25 protein-coding genes are annotated in these 23,454 nt (G+C 69.1%); 11 read left to right on the top strand and 14 right to left on the bottom strand.

Going from position 1 to position 23,454, the window contains the following annotated elements; genetic code table 11:
- Window positions 1–6: 6 nt before the first annotated feature.
- The 5 genes from GC106_RS28670 to GC106_RS28650 all read right to left on the bottom strand — a co-directional run bounded on the left by GC106_RS28670 (window position 7) and on the right by GC106_RS28650 (window position 5,225).
- Entirely contained in the window at window positions 7–876 is an 870-nt protein-coding gene (locus tag GC106_RS28670; RefSeq protein ID WP_173137044.1) for a carbohydrate ABC transporter permease, read from the bottom strand.
- Window positions 876–1,841, bottom strand: a complete 966-nt coding sequence (locus tag GC106_RS28665; RefSeq protein WP_173137042.1) for a carbohydrate ABC transporter permease — start codon at window positions 1,839–1,841, stop codon at window positions 876–878. The genes GC106_RS28670 and GC106_RS28665 overlap by 1 nt, the downstream gene beginning before the upstream one ends.
- The gene (locus GC106_RS28660) at window positions 1,819–3,177 is read right to left on the bottom strand and encodes an ABC transporter substrate-binding protein (protein ID WP_173137040.1); all 1,359 of its coding nucleotides are present in this window, start codon (window positions 3,175–3,177) and stop codon (window positions 1,819–1,821) included. The genes GC106_RS28665 and GC106_RS28660 overlap by 23 nt, the downstream gene beginning before the upstream one ends.
- 112 nt (window positions 3,178–3,289) lie before the next feature.
- Window positions 3,290–4,297 carry a LacI family DNA-binding transcriptional regulator gene (locus GC106_RS28655; protein WP_173137038.1) on the bottom strand — a complete coding sequence of 336 codons (1,008 nt, stop codon included), beginning with the start codon at window positions 4,295–4,297 and terminating at the stop codon, window positions 3,290–3,292.
- Between the two features lie 49 nt (window positions 4,298–4,346).
- Entirely contained in the window at window positions 4,347–5,225 is an 879-nt protein-coding gene (locus GC106_RS28650; protein WP_173137036.1) for a HEAT repeat domain-containing protein, read from the bottom strand.
- 141 nt (window positions 5,226–5,366) lie between these two features.
- Here GC106_RS28650 and GC106_RS28645 point away from each other — a divergent pair, with 141 nt between their 5' ends.
- The 6 genes from GC106_RS28645 (at window position 5,367) to GC106_RS28620 (ending at window position 12,167) form a co-directional block, all read left to right on the top strand.
- Complete coding sequence (locus tag GC106_RS28645; protein ID WP_173137034.1) at window positions 5,367–7,292, top strand: HelD family protein; 1,926 nt, start codon at window positions 5,367–5,369, stop codon at window positions 7,290–7,292.
- A gap of 129 nt (window positions 7,293–7,421) precedes the next feature.
- Complete coding sequence (locus GC106_RS28640; RefSeq protein WP_173137032.1) at window positions 7,422–7,631, top strand: hypothetical protein; 210 nt, start codon at window positions 7,422–7,424, stop codon at window positions 7,629–7,631.
- 397 nt (window positions 7,632–8,028) lie between these two features.
- A complete protein-coding gene (locus tag GC106_RS28635) occupies window positions 8,029–9,081 on the top strand; it encodes an NlpC/P60 family protein (protein ID WP_312872910.1) in 1,053 nt (350 codons plus the stop codon).
- Window positions 9,082–9,174: 93 nt separating this feature from the next.
- Window positions 9,175–10,512 (top strand): gluzincin family metallopeptidase, encoded by a 1,338-nt coding sequence (locus GC106_RS28630; RefSeq protein WP_173137030.1) that lies wholly within the window; start codon window positions 9,175–9,177, stop codon window positions 10,510–10,512.
- 9 nt (window positions 10,513–10,521) lie between these two features.
- Window positions 10,522–11,676 (top strand): glycosyltransferase family 4 protein, encoded by a 1,155-nt coding sequence (locus tag GC106_RS28625; RefSeq protein ID WP_173137028.1) that lies wholly within the window; start codon window positions 10,522–10,524, stop codon window positions 11,674–11,676.
- A 38-nt stretch (window positions 11,677–11,714) separates the two neighbouring features.
- Window positions 11,715–12,167, top strand: coding sequence for a PH domain-containing protein (locus tag GC106_RS28620; protein WP_173137026.1), 453 nt, complete (start codon window positions 11,715–11,717; stop codon window positions 12,165–12,167).
- 4 nt (window positions 12,168–12,171) lie between these two features.
- Here the strand turns inward: GC106_RS28620 and GC106_RS28615 are convergent, their stop codons facing one another.
- From GC106_RS28615 to GC106_RS28590, 6 genes are read right to left on the bottom strand one after another with little or no spacing between them, the layout of a single operon-like run.
- The gene (locus tag GC106_RS28615) at window positions 12,172–13,128 is read right to left on the bottom strand and encodes an ROK family glucokinase (RefSeq protein ID WP_173137024.1); all 957 of its coding nucleotides are present in this window, start codon (window positions 13,126–13,128) and stop codon (window positions 12,172–12,174) included.
- Window positions 13,122–13,502: a hypothetical protein gene (locus tag GC106_RS28610; protein ID WP_173137016.1), complete on the bottom strand. Its 381-nt coding sequence runs from the start codon at window positions 13,500–13,502 to the stop codon at window positions 13,122–13,124. The genes GC106_RS28615 and GC106_RS28610 overlap by 7 nt, the downstream gene beginning before the upstream one ends.
- The gene (locus GC106_RS28605) at window positions 13,499–14,659 is read right to left on the bottom strand and encodes an ArsA family ATPase (RefSeq protein WP_173137013.1); all 1,161 of its coding nucleotides are present in this window, start codon (window positions 14,657–14,659) and stop codon (window positions 13,499–13,501) included. The genes GC106_RS28610 and GC106_RS28605 overlap by 4 nt, the downstream gene beginning before the upstream one ends.
- Before the next feature lie 8 nt (window positions 14,660–14,667).
- Window positions 14,668–15,108, bottom strand: coding sequence for an SRPBCC family protein (locus GC106_RS28600; protein WP_173137011.1), 441 nt, complete (start codon window positions 15,106–15,108; stop codon window positions 14,668–14,670).
- A 23-nt stretch (window positions 15,109–15,131) separates the two neighbouring features.
- Window positions 15,132–15,920, bottom strand: coding sequence for a metallophosphoesterase family protein (locus GC106_RS28595; RefSeq protein WP_173137009.1), 789 nt, complete (start codon window positions 15,918–15,920; stop codon window positions 15,132–15,134).
- Between the two features lie 4 nt (window positions 15,921–15,924).
- Complete coding sequence (locus GC106_RS28590; protein WP_173137007.1) at window positions 15,925–16,314, bottom strand: polyketide cyclase / dehydrase and lipid transport; 390 nt, start codon at window positions 16,312–16,314, stop codon at window positions 15,925–15,927.
- A 41-nt stretch (window positions 16,315–16,355) separates the two neighbouring features.
- Here GC106_RS28590 and GC106_RS28585 point away from each other — a divergent pair, with 41 nt between their 5' ends.
- Window positions 16,356–18,149 carry an AMP-dependent synthetase/ligase gene (locus GC106_RS28585; RefSeq protein WP_173137005.1) on the top strand — a complete coding sequence of 598 codons (1,794 nt, stop codon included), beginning with the start codon at window positions 16,356–16,358 and terminating at the stop codon, window positions 18,147–18,149.
- A 46-nt stretch (window positions 18,150–18,195) separates the two neighbouring features.
- On the opposite strand, the gene GC106_RS28580 is transcribed toward GC106_RS28585, so the two are convergent.
- Window positions 18,196–18,741: a hypothetical protein gene (locus tag GC106_RS28580; RefSeq protein ID WP_173137004.1), complete on the bottom strand. Its 546-nt coding sequence runs from the start codon at window positions 18,739–18,741 to the stop codon at window positions 18,196–18,198.
- Between the two features lie 196 nt (window positions 18,742–18,937).
- Between GC106_RS28580 and GC106_RS28575 the strand changes: the two genes are divergently transcribed.
- From GC106_RS28575 to GC106_RS28565, 3 genes are all read left to right on the top strand, one after another.
- Window positions 18,938–19,705 carry a lysophospholipid acyltransferase family protein gene (locus GC106_RS28575; RefSeq protein WP_173137165.1) on the top strand — a complete coding sequence of 256 codons (768 nt, stop codon included), beginning with the start codon at window positions 18,938–18,940 and terminating at the stop codon, window positions 19,703–19,705.
- Between the two features lie 21 nt (window positions 19,706–19,726).
- Window positions 19,727–20,230 (top strand): polyadenylate-specific 3'-exoribonuclease AS, encoded by a 504-nt coding sequence (locus GC106_RS28570; protein WP_173137002.1) that lies wholly within the window; start codon window positions 19,727–19,729, stop codon window positions 20,228–20,230.
- Window positions 20,231–20,317: 87 nt separating this feature from the next.
- On the top strand, window positions 20,318–21,343 hold the full coding sequence (locus tag GC106_RS28565) for a 6-phosphofructokinase (RefSeq protein ID WP_173136993.1): 1,026 nt from the start codon (window positions 20,318–20,320) through the stop codon (window positions 21,341–21,343).
- Window positions 21,344–21,413: 70 nt separating this feature from the next.
- On the opposite strand, the gene map is transcribed toward GC106_RS28565, so the two are convergent.
- Window positions 21,414–22,181: a type I methionyl aminopeptidase gene (gene map, locus GC106_RS28560; protein WP_173136991.1), complete on the bottom strand. Its 768-nt coding sequence runs from the start codon at window positions 22,179–22,181 to the stop codon at window positions 21,414–21,416.
- A gap of 39 nt (window positions 22,182–22,220) precedes the next feature.
- Complete coding sequence (locus GC106_RS28555) at window positions 22,221–23,126, bottom strand: pyridoxamine 5'-phosphate oxidase family protein (RefSeq protein ID WP_173136989.1); 906 nt, start codon at window positions 23,124–23,126, stop codon at window positions 22,221–22,223.
- A gap of 60 nt (window positions 23,127–23,186) precedes the next feature.
- Between GC106_RS28555 and GC106_RS28550 the strand changes: the two genes are divergently transcribed.
- Window positions 23,187–23,417, top strand: coding sequence for a helix-turn-helix domain-containing protein (locus GC106_RS28550; protein WP_173136987.1), 231 nt, complete (start codon window positions 23,187–23,189; stop codon window positions 23,415–23,417).
- Window positions 23,418–23,454: the final 37 nt, after the last annotated feature.

Raw genomic sequence — 23,454 nt, 5'->3', positions numbered from 1 at the left:
TACGGGTCAGCCCTTGACGCTGCCGGCGGTCAGACCGGCCAGGATGTGACGTTGGAAGAACAGGAACAGCAGCACCATCGGGATGCTCGCCAGGACCAGCCCGGCCAGCAGGATGTTGAGCGGCATGTCGATCTCCATCCGTTGCAGCGCCACCGACAGGGTCTGTTTGCCCGGGTCGGGGAACACCAGCAACGGCCAGATGAAGTCCTTCCAGGCGGCCACGATGGCCAGGATCGACACGACGGCCAGGATCGGCTTGGAGATCGGCAGCACGATCCGCCAGAGGATGCGGATCTGGCCTGCGCCGTCCAGCACCGCCGCTTCGAGCAGCTCGCCGGGGATCTGGTCGAAGAACCGCTTCAACAGGTAGATGTTGAACGCGTTCGCCGCGGCAGGGAACCAGATCGCGGCCGGCGAGTTGATCAGATTGACGCCGAGGACCGGCAGATCGGTGATGGTGACGTACGTCGGCACCAGCAGGGCCGACGCGGGCACCATCAGGGTCGCCAGCATCAGGGCCAGGATCTTGTTGCCCAGCACCGGACGCAGCTTCGACAACGCGTACGCCGCGGGAACGTCGACGGCCAGCTGGATCAGCCACGCGCCGAGCGCGACGAACACGGTGTTGCCGAAGTAGGTGAGCAGGTTCAGCCGTTCCCACGACTCGCCCCACACCTCCGGGTGCCACTGCTGCGGGAACATCGTCGGCGGGGTGCGGACCAGTTCGGCCGGGGCCTTCATCGCGCCGGTGATGGCCCAGTACAGCGGAAAGACGAACGCCAGCAGGAACAACAGCATGACAACGGCGAAGACGGTCCAGTAGACGGCTTTGCCGCGCCCGCTGCGCAGTTGTGTCGGCGAGACCAAGGTACGCATCAGTCCTCGCTCCTTGTCCTCGTCAGCCGCAGGTAGGCGCCGGAGAAGATGGCCAGGGCGATCAGCAGCAACAGGCTCATCGCGCTCGCCGAGCCGAAGTCGTTGTACGTGAAGGCATAGCGGTACAGCAGCAACAGCACTGTGACCGTGGAGTCCTCAGGACCACCGCCGGTCATCACGTACGGCTCGGTGAACACCTGCATGGTGGCCACGATCTGTAGCAGCAACAACACCATCAGCACGAACTTGGTCTGCGGGATGGTGACGTGCCAGAGGCGTTTGAACAGGCCCGCACCGTCCAGTTCGGCCGATTCGTAGAGCTCGCCGGGGATCGTCTGCAACGCGGCCAGGTAGATCAGGGTGGTGCTGCCCATGTTGGCCCAAGTGGACACGATCACCAGCGAGACCATTGCCGTGCTGGACGAATCCAGCCACGCGCCGCCGGGCAGGCCGACCGCGCCGAGGGTGGCGTTGGCCAGCCCGGGGCCGGGGTTGTAGATCCACTTCCAGAGCATCGCCACGACCACCGGCGGCAGCATCACCGGCAGGTACACCGCGACCCGGAAGAAGGCCTTGGCGTGCCGCAGTTCGTTGAGCAGCACCGCGGTCACGAACGGCACCGCGAAACCCAGCAGCAACGCGACCGCGGTGAACTCCAGCGTGTTCAGCCACGCGGTGGCGAACAGCGGGTCGGCGAACAGCCGCTCGAAGTTGTCGAACCCGACCCACTTCGGCGGGTCGACGAAGTTGACCTCCTGGAAGGACAACAGGATTCCGCGCACGATCGGGTACCAGGAGAACAACGCGAAGACCACCAGGGCCGCGGCCAGCAGGCCGTACGCGGTCAGGTTGTCGTTGATCCTGCGCCGCAGCCTGGTCGTGGCGCGCACCGCGGGCCTGGCCTCGACCGGCCACTGTGGCCGGCCGGTCGGGGCCGGTGCCTCACTTGACTTGAGCGAGGGCACTGTTGACCTTGGCTTCCGCGTCGGAGAGCAACTGGTCGATGTCGGCGTCCTTGTTGGTCAGCACACCCTGCATCACGTTGTCCAGCACCGCGTAGACCTGCTGGGCGTTCGGCGGCTCGAGGTTGCCCTTGAGCTTGGTGTTGCCGTCCAGATAGGACGCGAAGTTCTTCTCCGGGACGTTGGCGTGCTGGGTCTTCAGCTCGGCCTGCTTGGTCCGGGTGTCGCCGGTGTAGACGTCCGGCGTGGGGACCGCGGGCAGGCCGATCGGCTGGTTCTCGGCCAGGTACTGCTTGATCCGCGGCTCGATCCGGTCAGCCGCGAGGTACTTCCAGTCGATCCACTTCAGACCCGCCTTGATCTTCTCCGGAGACGCCTTCGGGTTGATCATGTAGCCCTCGCCGCCGAGCAGCGTGCCGGAACCGGGCAGCGCGGCCACGCCGTAGTCCTCGTACTTGCCCTTGAACTCCTTGACCAGCACCGGCACGTTGTCCGGCGCGCCCAGGTACATGCCCAGCTGGCCCGCGCCCATCAGCCGCTGCACGTCGGTGGCTTCGAGCAGTTGCTTGTCGCCCATCGAGTTGTCGGTCCAGCGCATGTCCTTCAACAGCTGCAAGGCCTGCTTGACCTTGGCGTTGTTGAAGTCGGCGGTCCACTTCCCGCCTTCCTGCCTGGCGATCTGGCTGCCCATGGCGTACGCCCAGGTCACCAGGTGCCAGCCGCCCTGGTTGTTCTTGCTCAGTTCGGCGAAACCGATGGTTCCGTTGCCCAGCGCGGAGATCTTCCTGGCCGCGGCACGCACCTCGTCCCACGAGGCCGGTGGCTTGTCGGGGTCCAGCCCGGCTTTGCTGAACAGGGCACGGTTGTACAGCAGGCCCATCGAGTAGTTGGCCGTCGGCAGGCCGTACACCTTGCCGTTGCGGTCCTTGAAGATGTCCAGCAGCGCCGGCTGCAACTGCTTGACCACCGCCATGTCCTTGATGTGGTCGGTGATGTCCGCGGCCTGCCTGCGGGCGATGATGTTCGCCGGGTCGGTGAAGTAGACGTAGTAGACGTCCTCGAGCTGGCCGCCTGCCAGCTTGGCGGAGAACGTCTTGGGGTCCATGAACCCCTCGTGCGGCACGATGTCGATGTCCGGGTTGAGCTTCTCGAACTCCGCCACGTCCGCGTCGAAGATCCTGCGTTCGACCGCCTGGCTGCTCGGCGGCTGGCCGGTCACCGTGATGGCGACCTTGCCGCCGCCCGAGGGCTGTTCCGCTGACTCGCTCCCGCAGGCCGACAGGCCTAACGCTGCTACGGCGGCCAGGACCGCCACCCTGCGGGCCGGGGTTCTGTGCATGGCACGCGCCTCATCTCAGCTTGTCCAACGACGCTGTGTGATGGCGCTCACCATAAGAGACCCGAACGAGTCCCCGCAAGATGTCGATGAGATTTCGCAAGTAACGAACAGCTTACCGGCTACTCGGTGCAGTGGACCCCCGGACCACGAGCTCGGGCTCGAACAACAGCTCCTCGTCGGTCACCGAGGCACCGTTGATCTGCATCGTCAGCAGGTCGACCGCGGCCCGGCCCATCGCCTCGATCGGCTGGCGGATGGTGGTCAGCGGCGGATCCACGCAGTTCATGAACGCGGAATCGTCGTACCCGATGACCGAAACATCTTGCGGGACCGACAGTCCCTGGCGGCGCACCGCGCGGATCGCGCCGAGCGCCTGCGGGTCGCTCGCGCAGACGATGCCGGTGATCCCGCGCTTCACCAGGCGCGCGGCCGCTGCCTGGCCGCCTTCCAGCGAGAACATCGCGTGCTCGAACCAGTCCGGCCGCACGTCGATGCCGGCCGCCTTGGCCGCGGCCTGGAACGCGTCCTGCTTGCGCCGGGACGGCACGTGGTCGTTCGGGCCCAGCACCATGCCGACCTTGGTGTGCCCCAGGGACGCCAGGTGCGTCAGCGCTTGCTCGGCGGCGACCGCGTCATCGCAGGAGACCCGGGGAAAGCCCAGGTGCTCGATGGCCGCGTTGATCAGCACGGTCGGCAGGTTGCGCTCGGTCAGCCTGCCGTAGTGGTCGTGCCCCGCGTCCGCCTGCGCGTACAGGCCGCCCGCGAACACCACGCCGGAGACGTGCTGCTGCAGTAGCAACTCTATGTAGTCGGCCTCGGAGACGCCGCCCGCCGTGCGGGTGCACAACACGGGCGTGAAGCCCTGCTGGGCCAGCCCGTTGCCGATGATCTCCCCGAACGCCGGGAAGATCGGGTTCTGCAGCTCGGGCAGCACCAGGCCGACCAGCCGGGCGCGTTCCCCCCGCAGCTGGGTCGGCCGCTCGTAGCCCAGTACGTCCAGCGCTGTCAGCACCGCGGTACGGGTACTCTCCGAAACTCCCGGCTTTCCGTTGAGCACCCGGCTCACGGTCGCCTCACTCACCCCGACCTTGCGGGCGACTTCGGCAAGTCTTCGCGTCATGACCGCAACTATAAGACAATCCTTGCAGTCCATTTGCGGCCATTTGCAGTCACGTTCCTGATCGAACCAGCTCACGCAGCTCGTCGCGGGTCTCCGGCAAACCGGCCTTACGCAGCCAGATCAGCGGATTGGCGACCGTTCCCCAGTTGCGGTCGTTCTCGGCAACGGCTGACAAGAAGCTGCGCTGCGCCGACGTCAATGTGCCGTCATAAGGCGTCGGGAAGGCCTTCGCGAGCAGCGGGCCCCAGTCGCTGTCCACGGTGTAGCAGCTGCCGACCGCGACCACGGCCAACGCGGCGGGCAGCAGGTCCTCGAACGTCTCGGCCCGCTCGATCGCCGCCGCGACCAGCGTGAACCGGAACCAGCCGTCGAACTGCGGCAGCGGCTCCGGGAACCAGGCGTCGGCGGCCGCCGGATCGCGCAACGCCTCAAGGATCAGGCGGGTGGCCTCGCTGTCGTCCGCGCAGCCGGGCGTCAGCGCGGCGCAGACACGGATCGCGGGGTCGGCGTCGGTGAGCAGGCTCGTGGTGTCCGCGCCCGCCTCGCCGAGGCCGAACACGGCGGAGGCTCGTTCCCGCCGGTCGCCGCTGCTGGCGAGAACGCGCTGGAACAGCCGGGCGTCCGCGAGGTCGGGCAGGACGCTGACGACGCCGAGCGCCGCCTCCCGCACGGCGAGGTCGTCATTGTCGATGAACGGCAGCACGGCCGTGTAGACCTCCGGCAGGACCGCGCGGCACTCGTCATCGGCGTTCGGGTCGTACGCCGTCGACTCGGCGAAACCACACAGCCATTCCAGCAGCTCGGCACGTAACGAGAGCGAGCGTGGGTCGTGCAGGATCGCGGCGATCCGCCGTGCGGCGGACGCGGAGCCGTCCGCGTCAAGGAGCGTCCGCCACTCGGTTGCGGCGGGTGATTCGTCGGGTTTCACGCGCGCCATCCAACCGCGTCACCGGATCACGCGCGTCACGACCTTGAAAATCACCCGTGGCACGGGGAATCGGGGAACGGCTGACGCGGCCGGGAAGAACAAGACTGTTCTTCGGCGAACTCGCCGGGCACTCTCGGCCAGGTGTCCCAGATCGACCTCGAACAGGCCAATCTCACGACCCTCTACGACCGGCTCGACGCGCTGCGTGCCGAAGCGGCCCGTCATCTGGCCGCGTCCCACCCGGCCGAACGGCCCTACTGGGCGGGTGAGGCCGCCCGGCTGGACGCGGTGGCCGACAAGCTCTGTTTCGGACGGGTGGACCTGGACGACGGCCGTCGGCTCTACGTCGGCCGGACCGGGCTGTTCGACGGCGACGAGCCGTTGCTGATCGACTGGCGGGCTCCAGCCGCGCGGCCGTTCTACACCGCGACGGCGGCCGCACGGGAAGGCGTACGCCTACGACGGCGGATCACGACCCGGGACCGCACAGTCGTCGACGTCGATGACGAACTGCTCGCTGTGGGTGCGGTCCGGGGCGAGGAACTCACCGGTGACGCCGCGCTGCTGGCGGCTGTGACCGCGGAGCGGACCGAGCACATGCCGGATGTCGTCACGACGCTCCAGGCCGAACAGGACCGGATCATCCGTGACTCGTACGCCGGTGTGCTCGTGGTTCAGGGCGGACCGGGCACGGGCAAGACGGCGGTCGCGTTGCACCGGGTCGCGTACCTGCTCTACAGCCATCCGCACCTGCGTACCCGTGGCGTGCTGGTCGTCGGGCCCAGCCGGATGTTCCTCGAGTACATCGGCCAGGTGCTGCCGGGACTCGGCGAGAACAGCGTGGTGACCGCGACCATCGCCGACCTGTGGCCCGGCGTTCGGCTGGAACGTGCCGACACCCCCGACGAGGCTCGGCACAAGGGAAGCGGGAGCCGGGCCGCCGAGCTGGCCGCCGCGGTGCGCGGCCGTGTCCGGGTCCCCGACGGCCCTGTGGAGGTCCCGTTCGAACAGGAAATCCTCACGTTGCGGCCGACGGCCTGCCGTCACGCCGTTCGCCGCGCCCGGGAAACGGGCCTGCCGCACAACAAGGCGAGGCTTGTCTTCCAGCGCGAGATCGTCGGCGTTCTCGCCGATGACCTCGCCGCGCGGCTGGAAGCGGTGACGCTGACCGACAGCGGCGAGGCGATCGACGGCGGCGATCCGGACGGTGCGCTGGGCGAGGCGGATCTGCGCGCACTGCGGGCCGCCGGTGTGGTCGTCGACTGGTCAGACACGGGCCCCAGGCGCCTGCTGGACGAAGTGGACGTGGCAGGCCTGCACGGCAGCCTGCTCGCCGATCCGGGGGTCCAGGCGGCGATGGACGCGATCTGGCCGCCGTTGTCCGTGACCGACTTCGTGGCGGGTCCTTTCTCGACGGCGGACATTCCGTTGCTCGACGAGGCCGCCGCGTTGGTCGACGGCGGCGACGGCACGACGTACGGCCACGTCGTGGTCGACGAAGCGCAGGAACTGTCCGAGATGGCCTGGCGGATGCTGATGCGCCGGTGCCCCAGCCGGTCCATGACCGTCGTCGGTGACCTCGCCCAGACCAGCGATCCGGCCGGTGCGACCGGGTGGGACGAGGTGCTGCGGCCGTACGTGGCCGATCGGTGGCGGATGGCCGAGCTGACCGTGAACTACCGCACGCCGGCCGAGATCATGAGCGCCGCCAACGAGATGCTGGTCGCGCGTCAGCCCGGCCTGCGGCCGGCCACGTCGGTCCGCTCGACCGGCGTTCCGCCGCGTGAGGTGCACGCGGCGCCCGCCGAGGTGCCCGGGCTGCTGGCCGGGCTGCCCGGCCGGATCGCGGTCATCGGGCCGGCGCACCGGCTGGCCGTGCTGCCGCCGCTGGACGCGGTGCCGCTGACTCCGGCGCAGGCCAAGGGACTGGAGTTCGACTCGGTGCTCGTGGTGGATCCCGGCGCGGTCCTCGACGGTTCGCCGCGGGGCCACAACGATCTCTACGTGGCCATGACCCGGGCCACCCAGAGCCTGACGACGGTGCACCTGACCGGCTGCGGATTTTGACGGTATTTCCGCCGAAAAACCGGTTCTGACCTGCACGGATGGGAGGGCGACGAAAACTGTCGGAGGTGACCGCTAAGGTGACCTCAATCGATTCGAACATACGATCGAACTCTGAGCTGGGAGCTGGACATGGTCGTCGACTGCGACAGCTGTGAAGTGCGGGGCAAGGCTTGCCAGGAGTGCGTTGTCAGTGTCCTTCTCGGTCCGCCGAGCACGGTGGAACTGGACTCGTCCGAGCAGCGCGCGATCGACGTGCTGGCCAGTGCCGGCATGGTGCCCAAGCTCCGGTTGATCCCGATCACCCCCTTGAACACCGTGAACACGCCCGAGGTCGCCTGATCGGGCGCCGAACGGTACCCAGCGGGCGCCGAACGGCAGCCGACCGTGATGACCTGCGTGTTGTAGTCATCACATCGTGGATTCCGCACTGCTCCATTGGGGTTTAACAGTCACGGAACCAAGTTTTTCGCGAGAGCCGCTGGACGGCTGCCGTGTCCTTTCGTAACCTGTCCGAGACCTCGCGGCCCCCGGTCGCCCAACAAGGGTGATGACGCGAGATCGCCGCCGAGTCAGCTTCGTCGGGGAGCTGAACCGAAACCCCACCGGTTGGGAGAACGTGCCGGAGCTTGAGTGCGTGTCCACTCGCTTGTCCGGCCGTCCCTGAGGTACCCCCGTGCCTCATGGACGCAAGATCCCTTCCCTCGGCGGTAGGACAGACGAAGGAGACACGCGCGACGTGGCGTCGCAAAGACTCAAGCGCGGCATGCGTGGAGCACTGACAGCGTCCGCCATCATCGCGATGGTTAGCACCGCCCCCGCTCCGGCTATCGCGCAGCCCCCCACAGGCAGTACCGAATCCGACGCGCTGAAGAAGTACAACGAGCTCAACAAGCAAGCGGCGATCGTCAACGACGATCTCAACAAGGCCAAGGACGACAAGGACGCCAAGCAGGCGGAACTGGACAAGGCGACGGCCGACCTGGCCGCTGCCAACCAGGCCAAGCAGGCGGCCGCCGCCACGGAGGAGCAGTTCCGTGGCCAGGTGGAGGACCTGTCCTCCGCGTCGTTCCGCGGCGCCCGCTTCAACAAGTTGTCCGCGTTGCTCACCGGCACCTCGGCGCAGGACTTCCTCGACAGGTCGTCGGCGCTGAACATCCTGGCGACCGACAACAACAAGGCGCTCAGCGAGCTGCACAAGGCCGTCACCACCGCGGCCGAGGCCGCGACCAAGGCCGAGGACGCGCAGAAGCGCGCCACCGAGGCCCGCGACGCGGCGGCCAAGCTGCAGACCGAGATCGAAAACCGCGCCAAGGATCTGCAGAAGCAGATCAACGAGGTCAAGGCGGCGAAGAACAGGCTGTCGGCCGCCGACCAGGCCACCTTCAACGTGGCGAAGGACACCGGCAAGTACTTCGGCCCGCCCGGTGCCGCGAACACCGCGGTCCAGGCCGCGCTGAGCCGGCAGGGTGACACCTATGTCTGGGGTGGTACCTCGCCGGGTGGTTTCGACTGCTCGGGCCTGACCCTGTGGGCCTACAAGCAGGCCGGCGTCACGCTGCCGCGTTCCAGCAAGCAGCAGTACACCGTCGGCAAGTCGGTCCCGTTGAACGCACTGCAGGCCGGTGACCTGGTGTTCTACGGCGCCAGTGCCGGGTCGATCCACCACGTGGCGCTGGCCATCGGCCCGGACAAGATCGTGCACGCCTCGACGTTCGGCAAGCCGGTCGCGGTCACCACCGTCCGCGGTGGTGGTTCCGACGTGTTCGGTGCCAAGCGCGTGGTCGGCTGACCTGCACGAACATGGTCGCGACGCGACCCCTGACCGGTGGTGCGGGTCAGGGGTCGCGTCGTTCTGACGCGCCGGGCAATACGATCTCAAGTCGTGGGCCGGTTTCGCGCGTTGCTCGTAGCCGGAGTGGCGGTCGCGCTGCTCGGCGGTCTCGCGCTGGTCTCGGCACCGTTCGCGCGCCACGACGTGACCACTCCGGCCCCGCCGCCTGCCCAGGTCTTCACGCCGCCCAACCAGGGCGCTGTCGCGCCGGCGGCCGCCGATCGCATCGAAGCGGCCCAGGTGTTGCTGCGGGCGCGGGCGCAGGCCGTCCAGCACCGGGACGAACAGGCCTTCATGGCCGGCATCGACCCGCAGGCCGAACCGGAGTTCCGGGACGCGCAACGGGCGCTGTTCCACAACCTCGCCGGTGTCCCGCTGCGCGAGTGGTCGTACGTCCTGCAACCGCAGCGGTCGCTGGACTCCTCGGTGCTGCCGAGCGTGGCCGGTGCGCAGGAACTGTGGGCGCCTGAGATCGACCTGGCGTACGCGCTGCGCGGCGCCGACCCGGCACCTACCCGGCGGCCGATGGGGTACCTGCTGGTGAAGCGGGACGGGTCGTGGTTCATCCGGTCGGACAACGACCTGCTGGGCGTCGGCAGGCGGACCTGGCGTGGTCCCTGGGACTTCGGTCCGTGCCAGGTCATCACGACAGAACGTGGCCTGGTGCTGAGTCATCCGGCGCGGGAGGCCATGGCCAAGCGCGTCGCGGCGGAACTCGACGCCGCCGTGCAGTCCGTGACGAGCGTGTGGGGGACGGACTGGCCGCAGCAGGCGGTGGTCGTGCTGCCGGATTCCAGCGACGAGATGCGGGCGATGGTCGGCCCCAACTTCCCGGTCGAGTCGGTCGTCGCCGTCTCGGTCGCCGACCGGGTGGACGTGGACAAGAACACCGCTGAAGGGCAACGCGTGGTGATGAGCGCGACGAGCGCGGACGCCTTGTCGCTCACCGCGCTGAAGATCGTGTTACGCCACGAGTTCACCCACATCGCGGCCCGAGGCTCCACTGTGGACGGCTCGCCGATGTGGCTGCTGGAGGGGTTCGCCGACTACGTCGGCTACCGCGACAGCGGCATCCCGCTGGCCCAGGCAGCGCCGGACCTGAACGCGGCCATGCTGACCAGCGGCCCGCCGGCCCGGCTGCCGGCCGACGAGGAGTTCCGCTCCCAGGGCCGCACCCTGGACCTGGCCTATCAGCAGTCGTTCTCGGTGGCCCGGTTCGTCGCGGAGAAGCTGGGCGAGCCCAAGCTGCTTCAGCTGTACCGGGAGCTGGCCAGAGCGGGCCGGGCCACCCCGGAGCGGATCGACGAACTGCTGGTCGACGTGGTCGGGCTGAACCGCGAGCAGTTCGTGGCGGGCTGGCAGGAATACCTGCGGGAGACCCTCGGATAGGGTGCTGGCGTGGTTCGGACCCTTCTGGTGACCAACGACTTCCCGCCCCGGCCTGGCGGTATCCAGGCGTACCTGCAGGCGCTGGCGACCCGGTTGCCCGCACAGGAGTTGGTCGTGTACGCGCCGTCATGGCCGGGTGCGGCCGAGTTCGACGCCTCGCTGCCGTTCCCGGTCGTCCGGCACCCGACGTCGCTGATGCTGCCCACTCCCGACGTGGCCAGGCGCGCGAAGGAGATCCTCCGCGCGGAGTCCTGCACCTCGGTGTGGTTCGGCGCCGCGGCCCCGTTGGCCTTGCTCGGACCTGGTCTGCGCGAGGCGGGTGCGCGGCGCGTGGTCGCCTCGACGCACGGCCACGAGGTCGGCTGGTCCATGCTTCCGGTGTCGCGTCAGGCTTTGCGTCGCATCGGGTCCACAACCGACGTGGTGACGTACGTCAGCAAGTACACCCGATCGCGCTTCGCCGCGGCCTTCGGCCGGTACGCGGCCCTGGAACACCTGCCGTCCGGTGTGGACACTTCGCTGTACCGTCCCGACCCGGCCGCTCGTGAGCTGATCCGCAAGCGCCACAACCTTTCCGACCGTCCGACGATCGTGTGCGTGTCGCGGCTGGTGCCGCGCAAAGGGCAGGACATGTTGATCCGCGCCCTGCCCGCGATCCGCCGCGAAGTGCCCGACGCGGCACTGCTCCTGGTCGGCGGCGGCCGGTACGCCGCCAGACTGACGGCCCTGGCCAGGCAGAACGACGTCTCGGACCATGTTGTCCTGACCGGATCCGTGACGTGGGAGGAACTTCCCGCGCACTACGTGGCCGGTGACGTGTTCGCGATGCCCTGCCGTACCCGCGGCGGCGGCCTGGACGTCGAAGGCCTGGGAATCGTGTTCCTCGAAGCCTCGGCAAGCGGACTCCCAGTCGTGGCAGGCGATTCGGGCGGCGCGCCGGAAACGGTCCGGGAAGGCGTCACCGGCCACGTGGTCGACGGCCGCAGCGTCACGCAGATCGCCACCAGGATCTCCGCCCTGCTCGCCGACCCCGACGCGGCGGCCGCGATGGGCGAAGCAGGCCGCGACTGGGTCGCCGCGGAATGGCGCTGGGACACGTTGGCCAGCCGCCTGTCGACCCTGCTGTCCGGCGGTCACGCCCGCTTCTCGGCGTTCCGGGGGTAGCCGGGACCGGTCCCGGGCCGCTGCACGAGACTGCGGGCATGGAGAACGACCGCGTCGTGTACCGAGTGTCCGTCGGTCTGGTGTCGGTCTTGACGGCGATTCTGCTGGTTGTGGGTGCGCTGCTGCTGGTCGCGCTGTCGTTGAACGACGCGTCGGCCGGGGTGCTGATCGGGATGGGCGCCGGCTGGCTGGTGTTCACCGCGTTCATGCTCATGCTGGCCGTCCGGCCTTCGACCGTCGTCTCCGGCGCCGGCGTTCAGGTTCGCCGGGCGTTCGACGCGCGTACCCTGCCGTGGGCACGGATCGCGGACATCCAGACCGAGGAGGTCTCCGGCCAGTCAGCGGCCCACCTCCAGGTCTCCGGCGTCGCCCTCTACGACGTGGACGGACAGCGAGTGGTGCTGCCCTACCTCCACAACAAGCGACTCAAGCCCGAGCGGTTCGAAGCGGCGCTGAACGATCTGCGGCGCCGTTGGGAGGCCGGGCGTTGAGGTCTCAGGACCGGCGGCCGTTCGCGACATCGCGCGCGAGGGTCGCGGCACCGACCAAGCCCGCGTCGTCGCCCAGTTGCGCGGTGCGGATCCGGGCCAGCGGCCGGTATCCCGCGCCGGTCACGGCATCGCGGTAGATCTCGCGGGCGTCGTCCAGGAACAGGGGAGCGGACTCCGACACGCCACCCGCGATCACGATCACCTCCGGGTCGTAGATGTCCGCGACCAACGCCAGCCCTTCACCGAGCCACCGGGCCAGCTCGGCCATGGCCCGCAGAGCCACGGGATCGCCGTCCCGTGCGGCCCCGGCGACCTTGCGGCCGGTGATGGACCGCGCGTCGCCCGCGGCCTCACGGGCCAGCACGGTCGACTGGCCGGGGTGCCCGGAGAGCAGTTCGATCGCGGTCGCGCTCAGCGCCGTACCGCTGCAATACCGCTCCCAGCAGCCGGATTTGCCGCAGGAACAGGGACGGCCGTTCGGCACGATCCGCAGGTGGCCGAGCTCAGGCGCGACTCCGTGGGCGCCGCGGAAGATCTTGCCGTCGAGCAGCAGGCCCGCGCCGATGCCCGTGCCGATCGCCACGAGCGTGACGACCTTGGCGCCGCGGGCCGCGCCGTAGCGGTACTCGGCCAGTGCCGCCGCGTTGGCGTCGTGTTCGAGGACCACAGGCAGGTCGATCTTCTGCGAGATCCGCTCGGCCACCGAGGCATGCCGCCACGCCAGGTGCGGGGCGAACATCACCGTCTTCAGATCCGTGGCCACGAACCCGGCCACGGCCAGCCCGACCGCCGAGATGGCGTGCCGGGCGGTCAGCGAGGTGATCACCGACACGATCGCGTCGTTCAGCGCGTCCGCGCCCGACGGCGTGCCCACGCGTGCGGTGTCCAGGATCGTTCCGCGTTTGTCGACGACACCGGCACGCACGCTCGTCCCGCCGATGTCGACGCCGATCGTCAGCATCTGTCGTTTCCGAACGGTCCGCGGCGGACCTGGATGTGTTGCACAGGCCTATTGTCACGCCGGGCGGGCTCGGCCTCGCGACCGGGACGCCCGGGCGGCCGGAAACCGGGCATGTGCGGCACGCCTGGCTCCCACCGGTCGGCCAGCACCGCGCGCAGCAGCGCCACGATGTCCGCGGCCCGGTCCAGCGTGGTCGCGGCGAGCTCGTTCGGTTCGCCGCGCAGCAAAGCCATGACGGCACACAGTGGACAGTTGTCCGGCGGGCCGTCGTGTTCGGCGGCCACGCGGTCCAGGTACGGCCCGAGGCGTTCGGCCACCGCCTCCAGCAGCAGCACGATCTCCTCCAGCAGCCGCGAGCCGGGCTCGGCGCTCATGACGTGGCTCCCGCGAACTGCAGTACCAAGCCGTCACCGTCCACCGAGGCGTCCGCGACCACGTAGCGCCGCAACACCGCGGGCAACGGAACCAACCTGCGCATACCGTCCACTGTGATCGCCAGGTCGTCCCCGACCCGCGCCAGGTCCACATCGGACTGCTCGGTCAGCGGGATCGCCACGCGCAGGACATAGCCCGTGCCCTCCGGCCGGATCTGCAGCAACGACGGCGGGCGGGAAGTACTGGCGCCCAACGGGTCCGACCGCCCGTACAGCTCGTCGGCCAACGAAGCCAAGGCTTCCAGGCCGACCGGTTCGGCCGCGCGGTGCTCGACCACGCGCAGCTCGGTCGGTGTGGAGGCACGCAGTTCGGCCAGCACGGTGTCCTGCTCGGCCCGCCGGGTCCGTAGCCACGTGGCCGCCGGGCCACGGCGCATCCCGGCCTTGGGCACCAGCCGGTTGGCGATCATCCCGTCCACCCGGATGTCCCGCAGTGCCAACGCCGCCAGTGTGCGCTTGCTCTCGGCGACCACCAGCCGTTCCGGTGTCAACACCAGCCGTACTCCGGTGACCTTCGGATCGGCCAGCAGGTCACGCAGTTCCGTCAGGTGCGTGGCGAGCCTGCCGACCGCGTCGATCCAGCCCTGTCGTCCCATACCGGAGACCATTCCCCGGACCGAGCGGGCGGGAAACGCGCGCCGCAGGTAGGTCGCGATCGCGTCGGGCAACGCCAGCAGCCGCAACGTCTCCGCGGTCGGCCCGCAGTCGACCACGACCGTGTCCCACTGGCCGGTCCTGGCCAGCCGGGCCACCTCGGTCAACGCCAGCAGTTCGTCCAGGCCGGGCACGACGGTCAGCTCTTCGGCGTCGAGCTCGTCCACGCCGGCGCCGGCCAGCACGGCCCGCAGCTGGGCGCGCAGCTCGTCCCACGCCGAATCGACGAGGCCACGGGTGTCCACGTGCGCCGCGTGCAGCCGGGCGTCCACCAGCGCGGGGGCACCGGTGAGCTTGGTGCCGAACGCGTCCGCCAGCGAGTGCGCCGGGTCGGTGGACACGACCAGCGTCTCGCGCCCGCGCCCGGCCAGCCGCACCGCGGTGGCCGCGGCCAGGGTGGTCTTGCCCACCCCGCCCTTTCCGGTGAACAGCAGGATCCGCAAGGCGGTGGTTACAACCCTTCGGCGCGGCGCTTGAGGTCCTTCAGCGCGATGTCCATGATCATCTTTTCGGCCTTGCGGCGGAACATGCCGATCATCGGCACGGCCAGCTGCACCGACAGCGTGTACGTCACCTTGGTCGCGTCGTCACCCTGCGGCTCCAGCAGGTAGCGGCCGCGCTGCGAGCGCTGCATCTGGCCCTTCACCAGGTGCCAGTTCACCGACAGGCCGTCCTCGGCCCACTCGTACTCCAGCGTGTACGTGTCCTTGAACATCCCGGCGTCGATGACGAACCGGACCTGGGTGGCCTGGCCGTCGCCGTCCTCGGTGAGGACCTCGGTCTCTTTCACCGCCCCGGTCCACTCCGGGTACGCGGCGAAATCGGCGATCACGCCCATGATCGTGTCCGCGTCTGCCTCTACGGTGATGGACTGGGTGGACTCGTCGGCCATGCCGGGCAGGCTACCTGGTGAGGTCACCAGCGCAGCACGTGCGGCACCTGCCTGCGCTGGAAGTGCCCGACATTGATGCAGTCGGTCCAGGCGAACCGCATCCTCCCGGAGAGCGGTTGGTGCACGTGACCGAACAACGACCACCGCGGCCGTTGCTCGATGATCAACTCGCGTAACGCGTACGACCCGAGCTCGGGGCGTCGCGCCACGACGTCGTAGGTGAGTTCCGGCACAGCGGGCGGGATGTGCGTGCACAGCACGTCGACGTCCGTCAGCTTGCCGACCGAGGCGTTGTAGTCGTCCTCGGTGCGCAGGTACGGAAACCACGCCCCGGACCGCCGGACACGTCCGCCCGGCGACAGCAACGCGCCGCCGACGAACCCGAACCGCAGCCCGTCGATCTCCGCGACCTCGCCGTCCAGGACGGTCAGGCCGTCCCGGGAGAACTCCGGCCACAGATCCGGCACGTCGACGTTGCCCGGCGTGGCGTACGTCGGCGCCGTCATCGCCGCGAACAGGCGCGTGTACTGCTCGTACAGCGCTTCCTGCACCACGTCGGCGGCGTTGTCCAGGCTCGCCCACAACGAGCGGGAGTACTCGCTGAGCTCCTTGAGCTGACGGCTGCGCCGCAGCTGCGCGAACCTGGCGACCTTCTCCGCGCCGAACACGCGGCCGAGGATGCCGCTGCCGTGGTCGTGGTAGTCGACGAAGTCGATCAGGTCGCCGAGCACGACGAGCGCGTCGGCGCCGTCCCCGGCCCTGGCCAACGCCTCCGAATTGCCATGGACATCGGAAACCACGTGGACACGCACGAGTTCACTCTACGGTTTCGGTCCTCGGCGGGCAGCCAGGACGGCGGCCGTCCTCCAGCTGGGCCTTCAGGTCGAAGGCGATGTTCTTGGCGGCGAACTGGCGGCGGGTCAGCTCCCGCCGGATGTCGCGGGGACCGGGCCGTCCGGGCATGTCGGCGCGCAGGAAGTAGTGCAGCAGCGTGCCGTCGAGCATCGGTTCGAGCCACACCTCCATCGTGCCGGTCAACGCGCCGCGCACGGTCCACCGCAGGCCTTCGTCGCCGCGGTCGGCGTACACCTCGAGGGTGAGGTCAGGCCACATCCTGCGCCACCCGCCCCGGTCGGCGAAGGCGGCTTTGACCACTGGCGGGGGCACGGCGAGGAAGGTCTCGTCGACGACGTCCACTGCAGGCACAGGTGCATGGTGTCACGGTCTCTGTACTAAGTTCACGTGACGTGCGGGAATACAGTGCGCCGGCCACGGTAACGGTGACCGACGAAGAGAACCTCACCGACATGGTCTGGGCCAACGCCGACCGCTTCGGTGACGCGGTCAGTTTCCGGCGTCTGGTGGACGGTTCGTGGGTGGACGTGACCGCCCGTGAGTTCGCCGCGCACGTGCTCGCGGTCGCGAAAGGACTGATCGCCGCCGGGGTGCGGCCCGGTGACCGGGTCGCGCTGCTGTCCAAGACGCGGTACGAGTGGTCGTTGCTGGACTTCGCGATCTGGACCGCGGGCGGCGTGACCGTGCCGATCTACGAGACGTCCTCGGCCGAACAGGTCGAGTGGATCCTGGCCGACTCGGGCGCGCGGGCGGTGGTCGTGGAGACCGCCGCGCACCACGCGACCGTCGACGGGCTCGTTGACCGGCTGCCCGAGCTGACCAGGGTCTGGCAGATCGAGGCGGGCGAGGACCTCGCCCCGGCCGTCGACGAGCTGACCGCGCTGGGCGCCGAGGTCGACGAGGAAGCCGTCCACGACCTGCACCGCGGGGTGCGGGCCGATTCCGTGGCCACGCTCGTGTACACGTCCGGCACCACCGGCCGTCCCAAGGGCGTCGAGCTGACGCACCGCAACCTGCTGGCCGAGGTGCGTGCGGACATCAAGGCGTTCCCGCATCTGCTGCGCGCGGGCAACTCCATGCTGGTGTTCCTGCCGTTGGCGCACGTGTTCGCCAGGGCCATCGCGATCTGCTGCGTGTACGCCCGCACCACGGTCGGCCACCTGCCGGACGTCAAGACGCTGGTCAAGGACCTCGGTACGTTCCGCCCGACGTTCGTGGTGGCGGTGCCCCGCGTGTTCGAGAAGGTCTACAACACCGCGAAGCAGAAGGCGCACGCCGAGGGCAAGGGCGGGATCTTCGACACCGCCGAGGCGCTGGCGATCGAGTACAGCACCACCCCGAAGCCCGGGATCGCCCTGCGCGCCAAGCACTTGGTCGCCGACCGGCTGGTCTACGGCAAGCTGCGGCTGGCGCTCGGCGGGCGCTGCGAGGCGGCCATCTCCGGCGGAGCGCCGCTGGGGGAGCGGCTCGCGCACTTCTTCCGCGGCATCGGCGTCCCGGTCTTCGAGGGCTACGGCCTGACCGAGACGTCCGCCGCGATCGCCGTGAACACCGGCTCGGACTTCAAGGCCGGCACGGTCGGCCGCCCGGTCGCGGGTGCGGCCGTGCGGATCGCCGACGACGGCGAGGTGCTGCTGTCCGGGGACATGGTGTTCCGCGGCTACTGGCATAACCCGGAGGCCACGCGGGAGGCCCTGCGGGACGGCTGGTTCCACACCGGCGACCTGGGCACGCTGGACGACGACGGTTTCCTGGCGATCACCGGCCGCAAGAAGGAGATCATCGTCACCGCGGGCGGCAAGAACGTGGCGCCCGCGGTGCTGGAGGACCGGCTGCGCACGCACCCGCTGATCAGCCAGTGCCTGGTGGTGGGCGACCGGAAGCCGTTCATCGGTGCGCTGATCACCCTCGACGAGGAGTACTTCGCGGGCTGGAAGACCCGCAACGGCAAGCGCGGCACGGTCGCCGAGCTCGCCGACGACCCCGAGCTGCGGGCCGAACTGCAGTCAGCGGTGGACGAGGCCAACACCTCGGTCTCCCGGGCCGAGTCGATCCGCGGCTTCACCGTGCTGCCGCAGGACTTCAGCGAGGAGCGCGGCGAGATCACGCCAAGCCTCAAGCTGCGCCGCGAGATCATCGCCTCGAAGTACGCCGACCGCATCGAAGCCATTTACGCAGGTCATTGATCGTGAGTGGTTATGCGTGTTCTAACCCGGACAAACACTCACGAGGTCAGACCTGGGCGCCGTTGTCGCCGTCGTCGTTGTTCTGCCGGATCCGCAGCACCACCAGGCCGATCCCGACGGCGGCGGAGACCAGCGCGATCGGTGTCGCCACCCGGGTGGCCAGCCCGATCAGGCCGGGCGCGACCAGCAGCAGCAGCGCGATCAGCATCAGCACCAGGGCGAGGATGGTCAGCGGGCTCGGCCGGGGGATGGGCGGCGGCTCAGGCGGCACGTAGTGGTCGTCGTCCGAGCTCCACGCCCAGTCCATCTCGGTCTCGTGGCCGCGCCAGCCCGCGGTGGCCGGTGCGGAGATCTCCGGGAGGTCCGGTTCGTCCAGCCGGCCGGTTTTCGTGGATGTGACGGGTTTGTCCTCGTCGCCGGGCGGCTCGGCGTCCGGTTCGGCCGTGCTGGTGTGCTCCGCGCGGGACTCCGCCTCGGCCTCGCGGTCCAAGTCGGCCTGCACGGCGGAGCCAAGGCCCTCGCGTTCCAGGTCGGCGACGATCTGCGCGAACGCGGCGTCAACGTCCTCCGGCCCGTCAGACCCGCCCTTCATGACCCTCCTCAAGCTCAGCCTCGTACCGCCATCGTCGCACGGACACCGGTACGGTTGGCCAGTTACTTCCGGCTCTTTTGCGCGTTGTTATCCGCGACAAGGGTGGCGACGGCCGCGTTGTGCCCGGGCGGGCACTGTTCGTAGGCTGTCCTGCGGGCAGTCGGTGGGCAGTCAGGGGCAGGAGGCGCTCTTCACGGTGCTGTACTTCGTCATGAAACACATCCTCCTCGGGCCGGTCCTGCGGCTGTTCTTCCGCCCGGAGGCGGAGGGGCTGGAGAACATCCCGAAGTCCGGCGGCGCGATCCTGGCGAGCAACCACCTCGCGGTCTCCGACTCGTTCTTCATGCCGCTGGTGATCCCGGGACGGCGGGTGACGTTCCCGGCGAAGCTGGAGTACTTCACCGAGAAGGGCATCAAGGGCGCCTTCAAGAAGTGGTTCTTCACCGGGATGGGCCAGATCCCGATCGACCGGACCGGCGGCTCGGCCGCGCAGGCCGCGCTGGACACCGGCATCCGGCTGCTGCGCGAAGGCCACCTGCTGGGCATCTACCCGGAGGGCACCCGTTCGCCCGACGGCCGGCTCTACAAGGGCAAGACGGGCATGGCGCGGATCGCCCTCGAGGCGGGCGTGCCGGTCATCCCGGTGGCGATGTTCGGCACGGACGTCGCCAACCCGATCGGCTCGAAGATGTGGAAGCCGACCAAGATCAGGGTGAAGTTCGGCAAGCCGTTGGACTTCTCCCGCTACGAGGGCCTGTCCGGCGACCGGTTCGTGGAGCGGTCGATCACCGACGAGGTGATGTACGCGCTGATGGAGCTCTCCGGCCAGGAGTACGTGGACATGTACGCCGCGAAGGTCAAGGAGATGCAGACCGACGGGCAGGCGCCCGGCGGTGTGCCCGCCCAACGCGGTGAGTCACAGCGCGATGACACCGATCGCATCCCCGAGACCAGAGCCGGATGATTCACAACTAAGGTTGTACGGGTGCGGTTTTTCTACGATACCGAGTTCATCGAAGACGGAGTGACCATCGACCTGGTGTCGATCGGTGTCGTAGCCGAGGACGGCAGGGAGTTCTACGCCGTCTCGACCGAGTTCGACCCGAACAAGGCCGGCCAGTGGGTGCGGGAGAACGTGCTGGACAAGCTCCCGGCGCCGGGCGACAAGGCGTGGCGCGACCGCAGGACCATCCGTGAGGACCTGATGGAGTTCCTCAGCCCGCGCGGCGAGAGTGTGGAGCTGTGGGCCTGGTTCGCCGCGTACGACCACGTGGCGCTGGCTCAGCTCTGGGGCGCGATGCCCGCGCTGCCTCGCCAGTTGCCGCGGTTCACGCGTGACCTGCGCCAGCGGTGGGAGGACGTGGGCAAGCCCCCGCTGCCGAACCCGCCGACCGACGCGCACGACGCGCTGGCCGACGCGCGGCACAACCTGGCACGCTGGAACGTGATCGAGATCGAGCGGCTGCGCAAGGGCTTCCCGGTCCGCTGAGGCCCGATTTCACTAAGTGGGACGGTTTCCCGCGTGTTAAGCCGGACCCGGTTGCTTTACCGATCCAGCGCGTGACACCCTGCACGCATGCGTATAGGCGTACTCACCGGTGGTGGCGACTGTCCAGGGCTGAACGCGGTGATCAGGGCCGTGACCAGGAAGGGCATCGAGGCTCACGGCTGGGAGATCGTCGGGTTCCGCAACGGCTGGCAGGGTCCACTCGAAGGCAAGTCGAAGCCCATCGGGCTCGACCAGGTCGAAGACATCCTCACCCGCGGCGGCACGATCCTCGGCTCGTCGCGCACCAACCCGTACAAGGTCGACGGCGGCGTCGAAAAGATCAAGAAGGTCCTGGCCGACCAGGGCATCGACGCGCTGGTCGCGATCGGTGGCGAGGACACGCTCGGGGTGGCCAAGCGGCTGACCGATGACGGTGTCGGCGTGGTCGGCGTGCCCAAGACGATCGACAACGATCTCGGCGCGACGGACTACACCTTCGGGTTCGACACCGCGGTGCACATCGCGACCGAGGCGATCGACCGGCTGCGGACCACGGCCGAGTCGCACCACCGTGCGCTCGTCGTCGAGGTCATGGGCCGGCACGCGGGCTGGATCGCGCTGCACTCCGGCCTCGCGGGCGGCGCGAACGTGATCCTGGTGCCGGAGCGCGAGTTCAGCGTCGCGAAGGTCGTCGAGTGGGTCGAGCGGCGGTTCGAGCGCGAGTACGCGCCGATCATCGTCGTGGCCGAGGGCGCGGTCCCCGAGGGCGGCGCCGAGGTGCTCACCAGTGGCGAGAAGGACGCGTTCGGGCACGTCCGGCTGGGCGGCGTCGGCACGTGGCTGGCCGAGGAGATCGCCCAGCGGACGGGCAAGGAGTCCCGTGCCGTGGTGCTCGGCCACACGCAGCGCGGCGGCACGCCGACCGCGTACGACCGTGTCCTGGCGACCCGGTTCGGTCTGCACGCGGTCGACGCGGTGCACGACGGCGACTTCGGCGTGATGGTCGCGTTGCGCGGCACGGACATCGTCCGCGTGAAGCTGGCCGAGGCCACCGCGGAGCTGAAGACCGTTCCGCTCGAGCGTTACCAGGAGGCCGAAGTCTTCTTCGGCTGATCGTCCACAATCGACCACCAGGCCCCCGATGGCGACATCGGGGGCATTTCGCTGTCTACAGTGGACCGGCTCACGGCTCGGTGAGGATCACCGGGCCCTGTGGGGTGACCGCGATCGTGTGCTCCCAGTGCGCCGCCCGGGACCGGTCCGAACTGCGCAGGCCCCAGCCGTCGGGGTCGGTGGTGAACGTGTCGCGCCCGCCCGCGATGAACATCGGCTCGATCGCGATCACCAGGCCCGCTCGCAGTTTCAGGCCACGACCGGCTTTTCCCTCGTTCGGCACATGGGGTTCCTCGTGCATCTTGCGACCGACCCCGTGCCCGCCGTAGCCCATCAGCAGGCCGTAACCGTGCTCGCGGCCGATCTTGCCGATGGCGTGGGAGACGTCGCCGAGCCGGTTGCCGACTCTGGCCGCGGCGATGCCCGCGTACAGCGCCTCCCGCGTGTGCTCGATCAGCCGCGCGTCTTCCCGCGCCGGTTCGCCGATGGTGAAGGAGATCGCCGCGTCCCCGTGGAATCCGGCGACGTGCGCGCCGCAGTCGATGCTCAGCAGGTCGCCTTCTTCGAGCTTGTAGTCGTCCGGGATTCCGTGCACGACAAGGTCGTTGACCGACGCGCAGATCACGCCGGGGAACGGCGTCGGGGCGAAGTGCGGGTGGTAGTGCAGGAACGACGACTTGGCGCCGCGGGACGCGATCACCTCGGCCGCGATGGTGTCCAACTCGCGCAGTGACACGCCGGGAGCCGCCGCTTCCTTGGTCGCGGCCAGCGCCGCGGCCACCACTTTGCCCGCTTCGCGCATCAGCTCCAGTTCGGCAGGTGTCTTGAGTTCGACCATCACGCTCTCCTGGCAGGGATAACTATCCCAGTATTCGTATCACACTTCCCGGGAGGCGTAGCCGACCAAGGCGTCCCAGTCCACCACAGGCACGTCCAGCCCGCGTTTCGCCAGGTACTCCAGCGAACGCCGCCTGCCCAGGGCGATCCAGTCCCGCTCGGGCCCGGCCTCGTGCTCGCCGGGCAGCGCCCCGGGAATGCGCTCCGGGACGAAACCCGAGCCGCTGAGAGTGCCCGTGACCAGCAACGAAAGCATGCCGCCGGTGCTGCCGTCGTGCCGGTGCCACAACAAGCTCGCCGGTCCCGGCTTGCCCGCGAACGGCTGCAACGGGGTGACTGTCAGGTCTTCGGACACCTCGGCGCGCACGGAGTACGGATGCCCTGTGTCGTCCAACGCGGTGAGCACGGCCGTGGGGTAGCGCGAGACCGCGTCCTTGATCTGCTCGGACATCGGCAGGTCCGACGACGGGAACGGCTCCAGCGCGCCGCCGACGGGCGTCGTGTCGAAGACATGGACACGCTCAGGCGTGACGAACATCGGCAGCCGCCAGTAGTACCAGTCCATCCTGGCCCGGTACCCCGGGTCCCTGAGGTCCTTGGCGTATCCGGCGTTACGCGCGTAGACCGCGCGCCAGAAGTCCGAGAGATCCTCCGTTCCGGCCACGACCGCCGGAGCGCTGGCCTTGCCCTGCACCAGGACCGCTGTCCCGCCGTCGAGGCCGCTGCCGGTCATGTCGGAGTAGAGCAGCGCGACCCGGCCGTCCCGCCGGATGTTGAACACCTTCTGCGGGAACGCCGGTGGAGTGGTGAGCACGATGTGGCCCTTGTCCGGCACCCAGATCGCGGACATGGGCCGCGCCTGCGGCCTGCCGTCCTTGCCCACCGTGGCCAGTTCCACCACGCGCACGTGCGTCAGCACTTCGGACACTCGAGAGTCGATCACCATGGCCCGGACGCTAGAACCTCAACCGCGGTCGAGGTCAATCGCGGCACTATCATCGGGCTCATGGTGCGACCACCACTGACTCCCGAGGACCGCGAACGCGGTGTCCGCCTGGGTGAGGCTCTGCGTGCCGCACGCGCGAGCCGGACCACGGTCGAGGTCGCCGAGGCGGCCGGGATCTCGGTGGAGACCCTGCGTAAGATCGAGCACGGCCGGATTCCGACGCCCGCCTTCTTCACCGTCGCCGCCATCGCCAGGGCTGTCGACGTCCCGCTGGACAAGCTCGTCGGATGAACCTCAGCGACCTGTCGTCGCTCACCCCGTCGGCGCC

This window comes from Kibdelosporangium persicum (assembly GCF_013280595.1).
GTDB lineage: Bacteria > Actinomycetota > Actinomycetes > Mycobacteriales > Pseudonocardiaceae > Kibdelosporangium > Kibdelosporangium persicum.
Note: the sequence above shows the minus strand (reverse complement) of the source record. Positions and strands in the feature narration are given on the sequence as shown.

Coding starts and splice junctions, on each gene's coding strand:
- GC106_RS28670 (WP_173137044.1), bottom strand. CDS start 876: ATGCGTACCTTGGTCTCGCCGACACAACTGCGCAGCGGGCGCGGCAAA.
- GC106_RS28660 (WP_173137040.1), bottom strand. CDS start 3,177: ATGCACAGAACCCCGGCCCGCAGGGTGGCGGTCCTGGCCGCCGTAGCA.
- GC106_RS28655 (WP_173137038.1), bottom strand. CDS start 4,297: ATGACGCGAAGACTTGCCGAAGTCGCCCGCAAGGTCGGGGTGAGTGAG.
- GC106_RS28640 (WP_173137032.1), top strand. CDS start 7,422: ATGGTCGTCGACTGCGACAGCTGTGAAGTGCGGGGCAAGGCTTGCCAG.
- GC106_RS28620 (WP_173137026.1), top strand. CDS start 11,715: ATGGAGAACGACCGCGTCGTGTACCGAGTGTCCGTCGGTCTGGTGTCG.
- GC106_RS28615 (WP_173137024.1), bottom strand. CDS start 13,128: ATGCTGACGATCGGCGTCGACATCGGCGGGACGAGCGTGCGTGCCGGT.
- GC106_RS28610 (WP_173137016.1), bottom strand. CDS start 13,502: ATGAGCGCCGAGCCCGGCTCGCGGCTGCTGGAGGAGATCGTGCTGCTG.
- GC106_RS28600 (WP_173137011.1), bottom strand. CDS start 15,108: ATGGCCGACGAGTCCACCCAGTCCATCACCGTAGAGGCAGACGCGGAC.
- GC106_RS28580 (WP_173137004.1), bottom strand. CDS start 18,741: ATGAAGGGCGGGTCTGACGGGCCGGAGGACGTTGACGCCGCGTTCGCG.
- GC106_RS28565 (WP_173136993.1), top strand. CDS start 20,318: ATGCGTATAGGCGTACTCACCGGTGGTGGCGACTGTCCAGGGCTGAAC.
- map (WP_173136991.1), bottom strand. CDS start 22,181: ATGGTCGAACTCAAGACACCTGCCGAACTGGAGCTGATGCGCGAAGCG.
- GC106_RS28555 (WP_173136989.1), bottom strand. CDS start 23,126: ATGGTGATCGACTCTCGAGTGTCCGAAGTGCTGACGCACGTGCGCGTG.
- GC106_RS28550 (WP_173136987.1), top strand. CDS start 23,187: ATGGTGCGACCACCACTGACTCCCGAGGACCGCGAACGCGGTGTCCGC.